This is a genomic window from Rhizobium sp. LARHSG275 (genome assembly GCF_052871115.1).
On the sequence record NZ_JBIXJN010000009.1, the window covers coordinates 1 to 12,150 of the forward strand.

Sequence of the window (12,150 nt, forward strand, 5' to 3'; positions counted from 1 at the left end):
GTTCGGACGATACCTTGCCTTGCATACGGGACCTGCTCCCCACTATCTGTTCAGGACAAACGCGAAGGACGGGCGGACCAGGCTCATCCCCGGTTCACGCCAAGGGGGTTACGGTCCCGCCCGTCCGTCCCCTGGGGGATGGCCATCCCCCAGGGGTCGCACCCATCATCAACGGATGCAGTTTGAACATGCAAGGGGGCCGCACGGCAATCACGCTCCCACTTACCTATCCGCCGCGACGGCAACGCCATGTGTCCCAGCGCGCGCATCGGCATTGTAGGAAAGATCGGATTCGCGGCCCCCTCATCCGCCCTACGGGCACCTTCTCCCCGCTGGGGAGAAGAGGGAATCGAGACGTTGCGGCATGTCCCTTCGCCCTGTTTGCAACGGTTCGAAGACGGCTCGAGAAACGTGATTCGACCCAGGCGAAGGTGGCGATGCCGGTTCAACGGTACCGCATTGTCCTCGGCCCCAAGCCGAGTAAAGACCAAGCCTTGCCAGCAAAAGAAGAGGCCGGGACATGCCCGGCCTTCCTCTCAATCTTTTTCAAAGTTGCTTAGTTCAGCCGCGTCTTGACCTGGCCGACGGCATTGCCGAAGAGCTCGGACTGAACCTTGACGTCGGCCCGCTTGGCAAGCACGGTTTCTGCGGCCGCGATGGCAAGATCGACGGCGGCGGAACGCACCGCCTTCATTGCCTCGACCTCGGCCTGCTTGATCTTCTGCTCGGACAGCGCCGTGCGGTTGGCGACGAATTCTTCCGTCTTCTTCTTCGCTTCGGCAGTCAGCATCTCGGCTTCGCGTTCGGCGGCGGCAACGATGTGGGCCGCTTCGGCTTCAGCTTCCTTGCGCTTGCGCTGGTATTCGGCGAGCAGGTGCTGGGCCTCTTCGCGCAGACGCTTGGCTTCGGCCAATTCGTTGCGAATCTGGTCGGCGCGGTCGTCGAGCGACCGTGCCATCATGCCCGGAACCTTCAGGTAAACGACCAGCGCCAGGAAGAGGACGAGGCCGACAAAGGCGAAGAAAGTCGCATCAAAGGCAAATTCCATCGATCAAGCCTCCTTCTTGGCAGCCGCGACGGCGGCGGCGACATCGGCCTTGGCGACGGTGCCGCCGATCAGCTGATCGACGACGGCAGCCGCGGTTTCCTCGGCAATAGTGCCGACGTCAGCGAAGGCCTTGGCCTTGATCTCGCCGATGCGGAGCTCGGCAGCCTTGATCTTTTCCGACAGGCTTGCCTCGACAGCGCGGCGTTCCCCTTCGGCCTTGGCCTTGGCGGCGTCGCGTGCGGCGGAGCCGATCGCGTTGGATTTGGCGCGGGCAGCGGCCAGTTCACCCTCATAGGTCTGGACGGCGGCGTCGGCTTCGGCCTTCAGGCGGCCTGCCTCTTCCAGATCCTGGGAAATGCGCGTGTGACGCTGATCGAGGATCGCCCCGATGCGCGGCGCGATGACCTTTTGCATCAGCAAATAGAAGACGCCGAATGTGATCACCAGCCAGAGCAGCTGGGACGCGTAGGTCGTCGAATCGAAAGGCGGGAACGGGCCGCGGACGTGTCCGCCTTCGGCAACACCAGTCTCGGTATGGACCTCGCCTGCGGCCGGAGCGGCATGCGCATCCGTACCCGTCGCTGCCGCCGGTGCTTCCTCAGCGTAAGCCGGGGTCACAAAAAACATGCTCACCTCCAGGTGGACTGCAAATGCAAAGGATCACGGCTTGCGATCGCAGGCCGTGATCCATCTATTCGCCGATATCAGACGGCGAAGAGGAGGAGGAGAGCGACGAGCAGCGAGAAGATGCCCAGAGCTTCCGTAACGGCGAAGCCGAATACCAGACGGCCGAACTGGCTGTCAGCGGCAGACGGATTGCGCAGAGCGCCGGAGAGGTAGCTGCCGAAAATATTGCCGAGGCCGAGAGCCGTACCGGCCATACCAAAGCAAGCCAGGCCTGCACCGATGTACTTTGCTGCTTCCGCTTCCATGTTGAACTCCTTTGAAATGGTTGTTGCGGCAAATGACTGACGCCCTTTGACGTCGATGTCGTTATCCTTAGTGCCCGCCCGGATGGATTGCATCGTTGAGGTACATGCAAGTCAGCACCGCAAAGACATAAGCCTGAAGGAAGGCGACGAGGAACTCGAGACCGGTCAGGGCGACGGTCATGATGAGGGGAAGAACGGCGCCGCCGACACCGAGAGCACCCAAGGTTCCGAGCGAGGCGACGAAGCCTGCGAACACTTTGAGCGTGATGTGACCGGCGAGCATGTTGGCGAAAAGACGAACCGAGAGCGAAATCGGACGGGAGAGGAAAGAGATGATTTCGATCGTGACGACCAGCGGCAACAGAATGCCCGGTACGCCCGAGGGCACGAAGACATTCAGAAACTTGAAGCCGTGCTTATAGAAACCGTAGACGAGAACCGTACCGATAACCAAAATCGCGAGAGCGAAGGTGACGATGATCTGGCTGGTGACAGTGAAGAAATACGGGAACATGCCGAGCAGGTTCGCCGTCAGGACGAACATGAAGAGCGAGAAGACCAGCGGGAAGAACTTCATTCCCTGCTTGCCAGCGCCTTCCTTCAGCATGTTCGCGATGAATTCATAGGACATTTCCGCGACCGACTGCGAACGGCCCGGCACGGTGGCGCGGTTCGACGTCGCGAAATAGAGGAAGCCTGCGGCAGCGGCAGCCGAAACGGCCATGAAGAGCGATGCATTGGTGAACGAAAAATCAATTCCGCCGATTTCGATCGGCACAATCTTCTGGATCAGGAACTGATGAGTCGGATCGTTAGACACCGCTTGTTCTCTCTCTTTGGCCCGCAGGACGCGGGGTCATTGCACTGGACCGGAACCGGTCCTTATTTCTTGTCGTCATCCAGAGGATGGGCCACCACCCCCGCAGAACGCAGCACGTTCAGAACGCCGGCACAGAATCCGAGAAGCAGAAGAACAATCATCCCCCAAGGCGCCGTGCCAACAAAACGGTCGAGAACATAGCCAAGAAAAGCACCGACGAGGATTGCAGCAATGAACTCGCTGGAAAGCTTCATCGCCTGGGCATAACCTTTGCGGCTTACCTCGGCTTGGGCCTCGCTTGCATGTTCCACTCCCGCCTCGACACGCTTGGTCGCGAGTTCCGCTCCCAGTTGCGCACGGCGCTTTTCAAGACTTTCCTCGCGGTCGTCCGCCATGGATCTCTCCTCGCTTTGCCCGTCGCCCGCACTCCCGCTACCCCGGTCATTCGGACCCCGGACGCGAAGGTTGAGACCCTTCCGGCCCGTTCTGAAGTCGCGCGCAACATAGTTTTAGGGATTAGCATAGTCAAGGCGTAGACAGCTTCTGTCCAGCGAGAAAATAATTCCATTAAATCAAAGAGATAAATCGGCTCTGGGTCGATCACAGAAATTCGACGGAAAGAATCCGCTTTTCCGGGCCGGAAATCGGCTTACCCAAGCGATTTATCTCAGCTCCAGCCGCCGCCATAGGTGCGATAGAAGACATGAAGTCCGATGCGGCCGACCTTTTCCATGGTCTTTGCCCATTTCGGCCTGACATAGACGGCGTGATAGTGAGTCGCCGAGCCCACCTGCGGCAGCCAGATCTTGCCTGATGTCACCGCCATCGCCACATCGCGGGCGACTCGCCAGTGATATTCGGAGTTCACCCTGTCCTTGATGCTGTCGCAGGCGAAGGAAAACTGGCAGCGGTTGCGCCAATCCTCGTTCTGATAGACGACGCCGCAAATGGTTTTCGGATAGGACGGATTGCGGACGCGGTTGAGGATGACCTGGGCGACGGCCGCCTGGCCCTTCACCGATTCTCCACGCGCCTCGAAATAGATACCGGAGGCAAGGCACTGCTGTTCGCGAGCGGAAAAGACGCTCGGCGACAATATGCTGGCGGCCCAGGCATGGTCGTGCGGGCCGATCTCCGGAACGAAGCGGCCGCTGTCCTGATCGATCATGATCGAATCGAAGGGCGATTGGCGGGAATAGTCGGGTGCCGCCGGCCCATAGGCGGTGGCCAGCACATCGGCCTTGTCGCTGGTGACGAGGCTTGCGAGCATGGCCGGCACGCCGTTGTCGATCGCCACCGGCTGCTTCTTATAGAAAGATGTGGCGATCTCGATTTCCTTGCCCTGGATCTTCGGCTTGACGAAGGCCGAGCGGTCCTTGAGATCGAAGCTCGGGGCGAAGAGCATCCTGGTACGTTCGAGGATCGAGCCGGCGGAAAAATCCTTCGGCGGCTGCATCTGCTCGACGGCGACGACCCGGCCTTTCTTAGCGCCGCGGTTGACGCGATCCTCGTCCGGCGTATCCTCGCGGCCCCTATCCTTGGCAGTGCCCTTGTCCTTGGCGGTGAAAGCGACCTTGCGGCCATCGGGCAGCACCATGCCGGCACCGGCGGAGATCGAACCCGTCACCACCGGCTCGGCGAAGGCGAGTTCGGCCTGGTGGATGGAGCCGGCCGGCGAATTGGTCAGCACCATGCGCCAGTTCTCACCCTCATGATCGAGGCCGGCAAGCATAGCGGCGAGATCGGCATGGGATGCGACACTCGGGAAAATCAGCCAGCCGGCGAGACCGAAGATTGCGGGCGACACCCAATTCTCGGGAAAAAGACGTAGCTTGCTACGGGAAGGGCTCTTTCGACGCAACGCAGACTCCGGCATGGAACGCGGGAACATTCCATTGAAAATCTCGCATTAACCTTGATGTCCGGTTAACGGGCTGTGCCGAAATGTGACCGTGGGAACTTTTGGATGCTCTAATGTGGCTGATAGTTTCGTGGAATGAGGTGTGTCGCAGCCTTGTGAAAGTCCCCTCCCCACCTTGCGAAAGTACCCTCCCCACCTTGCGAAAGTCCCCTCCCCACAAGGGGGAGGGACTAATTTGCGGCGCTCGCACGCAACAAACATCAGCCGTTCTGCGGATGAAACGATAAAGTGGGAAGCACCGGAGCGGCAAGTTAAGCCCCTCCCCCTTGTGGGGAGGGGTTTGGGGCGGGGTCTTTTTCGCGAAGGCCGAAGATCCGAAACATCGCACAGCTAGGATCGAAGCAAGCGCCCCTCTTTCAACCCATCAAATAATAACATGCGAGCCGAGTTCCACCACGCGGTTGGCCGGCAGGCGGAAGTAGTCGGAGGGGTTGGCGGCGGCGTTGGCGAGCGCGATGTAGAGCCGGTCCTGCCAGTAGGGCATGCCCGACTTGGCGTCCGGCACCAGCTTGCGTCGGCCGAGATAGAAGGAGGTCGACATGATGTCGAACTTCAGGCCTGTCTTGCGCAGCGTGGCCAGGGCCTGCGAGACATTCTGCGATTCCATGAAGCCGAAGAGCAGTTCGACGCGGGAGAAGCGCTCGGAAATCTGCTCAACCCGGTAGCGGTCCTGGCTCGGGACGCGCGGTTTGTTGACCGTGCGGATCGTCAGGATGACGTTGCGGTCGTGAAGCACATGGTTGTGCTTGAGATTGTGCAGCAAGGCGGCGGGGGCCGATTCCGGATCGCTGGTCAGGAAGATCGCCGTGCCCGGGACCTGGGCCGGCGAATGTTCGCTCTTGCGCTCGATCGAGCTGACGAAGGAAGCGAGCGGAATATCGGTGTGGCGGGTCTTTTCCATCAGGATCGCCGTGCCGCGACGCCAGGTCCACATGACGACGGTAAAGGCCGTGGCGATCATGATCGGAATATAGCCGCCGTCGTGGATTTTCAAAAGGTTGGCGCCGAGGAAGATCATTTCGAGCACCACCAGCGGCGCGAGCGCGATCACCGCAACCGGAAGCGACCAGTTCCAGCGGACGCGGACGAATTCGAAGGCCATGATCGAGGTGACGACCATCGCGCCGGTGACGGAGATACCGTAGGCGGTCGCCAGCGCGTCCGATGTTTTGAAACTCAGCACCAGGAAGATGACGCCGATGAACAGCACGGCGTTGACCGAAGGCACGAAGATCTGCCCGGTATTGGTTTCCGAGGTGAAGAGGATTTCCATGCGCGGCAGGAAGCCGAGGTTGATGCCTTGGCGCACCATCGAGAAGGCGCCGGTGATGACAGCCTGGCTGGCGATGATCGTCGCGGCGGTCGCCAGGATGACGACCGGCAGCAGCGCCCATTTCGGATACATCAGATAGAAGGGATCGGACATCGTCGCCGGATTGCCGAGAACCAGCGCCCCCTGCCCGAGATAGTTCAGCGTCAGCGACGGGAATACCAGCAGGAACCAGGCCCACTGGATCGGACGACGGCCGAAATGGCCGAGATCGGCGTAGAGCGCCTCGGCGCCCGTCACCGTCAGGAAGACGGCGCCAAGTACGACGACGCCGTAGAAGCCCTCATGCAGCAGGAAGCTAACGGCATAATAGGGATTGAAGGCGGCAAGGATTCCGTAATCGTCCGAGATATGAGAAATGCCGGCAGCGGCCATGACGAGGAACCAGACGGCGGTGATCGGGCCGAAGAACCTTGCAACGGCACCGGTGCCGCGCGATTGCACGACGAAAAGCAGCGCCAGGATCACCACCGAGATCGGCACGATATATTCCGCGAGGCTGGGCGTGACGAGCTTCAGGCCTTCGACGGCCGACAGCACCGATAGAGCCGGCGTGATCATCGCGTCGCCGAGGAAGAGGGCCGCACCCATCAGCCCGAGCAGCATCAGGACGGCGGTATGGCCGTTGGCGGTCTTCATCAGCAGGGCAAGCAGCGACAACGTGCCGCCCTCGCCGTCGTTGTCGGCGCGCAGCAGGAAGAGCACATATTTGATGGTGACGATGATCGTCAGCGCCCAGATCATCAGCGAGATCAGGCTGATGACTTCAAAACGGGTGACGCCGTCATGGGCCACCGGCTTCAGCGCCTCGCGAAAGGCATAGAGCGGGCTGGTGCCGATATCGCCGTAGACGACACCGACGGAACCCAACGCTAGATAGAACAGCTTTTTCGGCGTCATATGGCTTTCGTTCGGATGGCTCTCTTCGGACATGAAGTTGCATCAGGCTCCTCAGAGCCAGCCTTTCCAGCGGAAAAAGAAAAAGGGGATGACGGCTGAAATCACCATCAGGGCCAGCGAATAGGGATAACCCGCGACCCAGGTCAGCTCCGGCATGACCTGAAAGTTCATACCATAGATGGAGGCGACCAATGTCGGCGGCAAGAACACCACCGAGGCAATCGAGAAAATCTTGATGATCGAGTTCTGCTCGATGTTGATCAGCCCGAGCGAAGCATCGAGCAGGAAGGTGATGTTGGCGGCGACGAAGGAAGCATGCTCCGACAGCGACTGGACATCGCGCGAGACGGTGCGGCAGAGCTCCTTCGCCTCGCGGTCCTGCTGGATCGCCGGGGTCGTGTGAAAGAACGTCAGCAGGCGGGCAAGCGACCCGAGACTGTCGCGCACCTTGCTGATCATCCGGTGATGGCCGGCAATATCGCGCAACTTCTCCTCGAGGTAGTTCGAGGGCTTGCGCACCTTCCTTGCCCGATCGCCGAAGACATGTGTCGACAGGATGTCGATGCGGGAGATGGAGATTTCGAGGATCTCGGCGGTGCGGTCGACGATCGTCTCCAAGAGCTTGGCGAGAAGGGCAGCGCCGCTGCGCCAGTTTTCCGGCAGCCGGTGGAGGGCGGCGATGAACAGCGCAAAGGATTTGGGATGGGCGTAGCGAATGGTGACCAGGCGATTTCCAGCCAGGATGAAGGCGACGTCGGTCAGCGTCGGCACGTCGGTGTCAGCCTTCCAGAGCAGCGAGGCGGTCATGAAGACGGCGTCGTTTTCGACATAGAGACGGGCGGAAGGCTCGATATCCTTGAGATCGTCGCGGGTCGGGACCTCTATGCCGAGAACCTTCTCGACATAGAGTTCCTCGTCGCGGGTCGGCTCGATCATGTCGATCCATACGACATCCTCGGGAAAGGAGGCGGCATGCGACAGATCGCGGATCTCGACCGACTTGCAATTGGAACAGTAAGCGGTAATCACCGGTAGTCTCTCCGGCTGCATCCAACCTCAAAGGCCGGCATGCGCATTGTGCTCAACTGCATCGCAGTTCCCAATCCTTCGATCGACAAGACAACTCCGAACTTGCAGGCGGGCCGGACCCTTCGAAACGGGGACGGCCTCATTGAGCATCTGCAGCAAAACGCCATCATGGCGCCGCGGCATATGAAGCAAAGCCGTGAAATAATCAAGACATCTTCCGTGAAGCGCGGCTTTTCACCACGTTTCCCCCACAATTTGGGGTATCCGCTGCGGTGATTCGGCTCGCTAAAGCACCTCGCGTCGAACCCGATTCATGCGACGCGCGCCAGCTCTTTGTCTTATGCATGCCGTTATCCCGGAACCGCTTCACACTTCCGGGCGGCATGCATTTTGTCTTATGCATGCCGTTATCCCGGAACCGCTGCACACTTCCGGGCGGCATGCATTTTGTCTTATGCATGCCGTCATCCCGGAAACCGCTGCACACTTCCGGGCGGCATGCATTATTCGAAGACGATCGCCGGCGCCGGGCGCTGGGACTGGCCGGCGAGCTGCTCCCAGACCTTGGCGGCGATACCGCGATAGATGCCGGCGACGATGCCGTTCGGCTCGGAGGCGACGAGCGGCGTGCCGGCGTCAGAGGTTTCGCGGATGTTCATCGTCAGCGGCACTTCGCCGAGGAAGGGAACGCCGATGCGCTCGGCCTCCCTGCGGGCGCCGCCATGGCCGAAGATGTCGTAGCGGGTGCCGGTATCAGGGGCGATGAAGTAGCTCATATTCTCGACGATGCCGAGCACAGGCACCTCGACCTTGCGGAACATGTTGAGGCCCTTGCGGGCATCGATCAGAGCGAGATCCTGCGGTGTGGAGACGATGACCGCACCGGCAAGCGGCACCTGCTGGGCCATGGTCAGCTGCGCGTCGCCGGTGCCGGGCGGCATGTCGACGACGAGGACGTCGAGCTCGCCCCAGGCGACTTCGCGCAGCATCTGCAACAACGCCGACTGCACCATCGGCCCGCGCCAGATCATCGCCGTCTCCTCGTCGACAAGGAAGCCCATCGACATGACCTTGAGGCCATAATTCTCCATCGGATTGATGATGCGGCCGTCGATCTGCGTCGGGCGGCCCGATATCTTCAGCAGGCGCGGCATCGAGGGACCGTAGATGTCTGCATCGAGAATGCCGACGCGAAGACCGTTGGCGAGCAGGCCGAGTGCGAGATTGACGGCGGTGGTCGACTTGCCGACCCCACCCTTGCCCGAGGCGACCGCGATGATGGCGCCGATGCCGGGCACACCGATCTTGCCGGCGCGCGGCGGCTGTTGAGGGACGTGAGCCCCGTGATCGTGGCCGGCATGGCCGTGCGGCGGGTTCGGCGCAGGGCGGGCAGCCGGAGCGGCGGCGGCCGCCTTCTTGTCCGCCGTTAGTGTGACGAGGGCGCCCTTGACGCCCGGCATTTCCTTGATGACGCGCTCGGCGGCGAGCCGCATCGGCTCCAGCTCCTTGGCGCGATCGGCCGGGACGGTGATGGAGAAATAAACCTTGCCGTCGGAGATGAAGACGTCGGAGACCATGCCGAGCTCGACGATATCGTGCTCGAGATCCGGTCCACGCACGGTCTTCAGCGTTTCGAGAACCTGTTCCTTGGTGACGTCGGCCATTTCACCCTCAATGCTTCTTGCAGACTACAGCGCCGCGCGTCTCTCAAGACGCGCAAAGGACGCTGTAGCACTTGAATTGCTGCAGACTTAGCCCAAGCCATTCCGATAGGCTAAGTCATGCAGTAGAAATAGTGGAGACCGAAGCCTTCGCCAAACAAAATCATCGGGAGGAAAATCCGGCGGGCCAAAAAGAACGCCGGGGAGAATTGGCAGTCCGTTGCGGCCATCAAGTCCGCCGGGCTTTCGCCCTGATGGCCGCAACGGTCTCCCCTAGAACCGGCGCAATCCGGGGCGAACTAGCGCAAGCCGAAAAAAAGACCAGCGAAAAGTGAACAAGGAAGATGAAATCGCCAACAGCTGCGAAAGAAGCGGTGCCAAAACGCAACAACCGCCGCCGACGCCGAAGGGCCGGGAGAAAAGCGGCATCGGCGTCGGGCAGCGGTGTGTCGGCCGCGCCATTTCCTGGCGCTGGTCTCAAAGTCCCCTCTGGACCTCTCGCCGAAGAGATGCAGAAAGCGTGCCAGATGAAAAATCAGGGAAAAGAGCGCAAAAGCGCTTGCGGCAGCCCCTCAGCGGGAAAGGTATGCCTACGCGCTGGGCGGCTCGGAAAGCAGTCGGTTGTTTTTTGCAACTTATTTGATCAGGCCGATGCGCAGCGCCTTGGCGACGGCCTGGGTGCGGTTGACCGTGTCGAGCTTCTTGGTGGCGCGGTTGAGGTAGTGATTGACCGTGTGCTCGGAGAGGGTGAGGATTTCGGCGATTTCAGCACTGGTCTTGCCGGCTGCCGTCCAGTTGAGGCAATCGATCTCGCGGTCGGTCAGCGTGTCCGTCATGCGCGTATCGAGGTTGCGGATCTCCCCAAGCCTGTCGAAGACGTGGATGGCGATGTAGCACAGCTCGCGCATCTCGGCCGGATTGAAGGGCTCGCGGTCGCCGGCGAAAGAGACGGCGCCGCGCAGGCCGGAAGGATCATGCGTCGGGAAATAGGCGCAGCGCATCATCTTGAAACGTTCGAACAGCGAGGCAACGAGAATGGACTTGCCGTCGTCCCGCGACCAGTTCTGACGCGACATGTCGTAGAAAAAGGGTCGCGCGGATGTTCTGAGGCGCCTCAGAACCGGACTGTTCACCATCAGGCCTTCCTGGTCGTAGAGAGCCAGAAGCTCGGCCGGCCAGCTGGTAATGACGGTGCTGCCCTGAAGATCGAGGGAGGTGATCGGCGGCAGGTTGAGGACCATGAAGGCACGGCTGCGATAGGCTTCCGTCACCCGTTTCATGAAACGAAAAATATCGAACTGGGTCTTCAGGCCCGCAATTTCCTGAACATAATCGTCTTCTTCCGTGGATGTTTGCGACAAGGGTGCCATCACATTTCTTCATCTTCGGCACAGCGGCCGGCAAACCGTTTGCGAAACCTGCCCGCTAGGGGTGTTTCAATTGCATGGGGAACGACGATCGCTTGTGGAATCGGCTTCAGCGTTGAGCGTTCAGCCGATGACTGGTTGTAGATTTCGCGGACCGTTCTAGTTGTGGTGATTCGTCGGCAAATCTCAATATCGCGCTCATCATAAGCATGCTCTGCTCGCGTCCGGCAGCGGGCCGATTGTGATTTTTCCCTCAGCGGCGCGGACCGAGACGAACGCGCATGCCTTCCATGATCCTCCCAGCCGCCAGTCGAACCGGAACGGCCCACTGGTGCAGAAGTTCCATCGACAACCGATAGGCCGGGCCGGTAATCGAAATGCCACCCATAAAGGTCCGATCCTCCGACCAGACGGGTGCGGCAACGCAGCGGATGCCGGCCTCATGCTCCTCACGGTCGAAGGCATAGCCCTGATCGGCAATCTCGCGGATTTCCGCAAGCAGCGTTTCGGCTGAGACATGGGTCGAGGCGGTAAAGCTGGTGAAGCTCAAGCCGGCGACGAGATTGGCAAGGCCTTCGGCCGGCAGCAGCGACAAGGCGGCCTTGCCGACGCCGGTGCAATAACAGGGCGAGGCATTGCCGATCTGCGAATACATGCGCACAGGCTGACGGCCTTCGACCTTATCGAGATAGATGATCGACTGTCCGCGGAGAACGCCGAGATGCACCGTCTCGCCGGTCGCCCGCTGCAGATCGGCGAGGTGCGGCTCGGCGATCAAGCGGAATTCGTTGCGCGCCCAGCTGCGCGCGGCGAAATCGAGCAGGCGCAGGCCTGGCGCATAGCGGCCGTCACCATCGAGCTCGATCAGCCCTTCCTCCACCAGGTGGCTCAGCTGGCGATGCAGCGTGCCGCGCGGCTGGCCGGCGAGAGCCAGGATATCGGTGAAACGCAACGGGGCGTCGGCATGGGTGACGAGATCGAGCAGAACCATCAGTTTGCCGAGCGTGCCGGTCTCGCGTGCCTGTGCTGCGCCGTCGCCGTTCGAATTCATCGCGTCACTCACCCTTGACAGAAAGGGCACTGTAATTCGATAATTCCATATAGTCAAATTAAGTTCCAAATAATGGAACAACGATAAGGTC

At 60.6% G+C, this 12,150-nt stretch carries 12 protein-coding genes; 1 reads left to right on the top strand and 11 read right to left on the bottom strand.

Going from position 1 to position 12,150, the window contains the following annotated elements; translation table 11 throughout:
• Positions 1-556 precede the first annotated feature (556 nt).
• The 8 genes from ACIPSK_RS13515 to ACIPSK_RS13550 all read right to left on the bottom strand — a co-directional run bounded on the left by ACIPSK_RS13515 (position 557) and on the right by ACIPSK_RS13550 (position 7,980).
• Complete coding sequence (locus ACIPSK_RS13515) at positions 557-1,048, bottom strand: F0F1 ATP synthase subunit B (protein ID WP_162119674.1); 492 nt, start codon at positions 1,046-1,048, stop codon at positions 557-559.
• Positions 1,049-1,051: 3 nt separating this feature from the next.
• Complete coding sequence (locus ACIPSK_RS13520; RefSeq protein ID WP_017963021.1) at positions 1,052-1,675, bottom strand: F0F1 ATP synthase subunit B; 624 nt, start codon at positions 1,673-1,675, stop codon at positions 1,052-1,054.
• 77 nt (positions 1,676-1,752) lie between these two features.
• Positions 1,753-1,980, bottom strand: a complete 228-nt coding sequence (locus tag ACIPSK_RS13525) for a F0F1 ATP synthase subunit C (protein WP_003545854.1) — start codon at positions 1,978-1,980, stop codon at positions 1,753-1,755.
• A gap of 67 nt (positions 1,981-2,047) precedes the next feature.
• Positions 2,048-2,800, bottom strand: coding sequence for a F0F1 ATP synthase subunit A (locus tag ACIPSK_RS13530; RefSeq protein WP_017963020.1), 753 nt, complete (start codon positions 2,798-2,800; stop codon positions 2,048-2,050).
• A gap of 62 nt (positions 2,801-2,862) precedes the next feature.
• Positions 2,863-3,195: an AtpZ/AtpI family protein gene (locus ACIPSK_RS13535; protein WP_017963019.1), complete on the bottom strand. Its 333-nt coding sequence runs from the start codon at positions 3,193-3,195 to the stop codon at positions 2,863-2,865.
• A gap of 272 nt (positions 3,196-3,467) precedes the next feature.
• Positions 3,468-4,661 carry a cell wall hydrolase gene (locus tag ACIPSK_RS13540; protein WP_162119675.1) on the bottom strand — a complete coding sequence of 398 codons (1,194 nt, stop codon included), beginning with the start codon at positions 4,659-4,661 and terminating at the stop codon, positions 3,468-3,470.
• A gap of 424 nt (positions 4,662-5,085) precedes the next feature.
• The gene (locus ACIPSK_RS13545) at positions 5,086-6,984 is read right to left on the bottom strand and encodes a potassium transporter Kup (RefSeq protein WP_162118900.1); all 1,899 of its coding nucleotides are present in this window, start codon (positions 6,982-6,984) and stop codon (positions 5,086-5,088) included.
• A gap of 18 nt (positions 6,985-7,002) precedes the next feature.
• On the bottom strand, positions 7,003-7,980 hold the full coding sequence (locus ACIPSK_RS13550) for a CorA family divalent cation transporter (RefSeq protein WP_162118899.1): 978 nt from the start codon (positions 7,978-7,980) through the stop codon (positions 7,003-7,005).
• 39 nt (positions 7,981-8,019) lie between these two features.
• On the opposite strand from ACIPSK_RS13550, the gene ACIPSK_RS13555 reads away from it, so the two are divergent.
• Positions 8,020-8,256, top strand: a complete 237-nt coding sequence (locus tag ACIPSK_RS13555) for a hypothetical protein (RefSeq protein ID WP_017963016.1) — start codon at positions 8,020-8,022, stop codon at positions 8,254-8,256.
• A 227-nt stretch (positions 8,257-8,483) separates the two neighbouring features.
• Here the strand turns inward: ACIPSK_RS13555 and ACIPSK_RS13560 are convergent, their stop codons facing one another.
• From ACIPSK_RS13560 to ACIPSK_RS13570, 3 genes are all read right to left on the bottom strand, one after another.
• The gene (locus ACIPSK_RS13560; RefSeq protein ID WP_162118898.1) at positions 8,484-9,644 is read right to left on the bottom strand and encodes an Mrp/NBP35 family ATP-binding protein; all 1,161 of its coding nucleotides are present in this window, start codon (positions 9,642-9,644) and stop codon (positions 8,484-8,486) included.
• 632 nt (positions 9,645-10,276) lie between these two features.
• Positions 10,277-11,011 (bottom strand): LuxR family transcriptional regulator, encoded by a 735-nt coding sequence (locus ACIPSK_RS13565; protein WP_162118897.1) that lies wholly within the window; start codon positions 11,009-11,011, stop codon positions 10,277-10,279.
• A gap of 250 nt (positions 11,012-11,261) precedes the next feature.
• Positions 11,262-12,059, bottom strand: a complete 798-nt coding sequence (locus ACIPSK_RS13570) for an IclR family transcriptional regulator (protein WP_162118896.1) — start codon at positions 12,057-12,059, stop codon at positions 11,262-11,264.
• Positions 12,060-12,150: the final 91 nt, after the last annotated feature.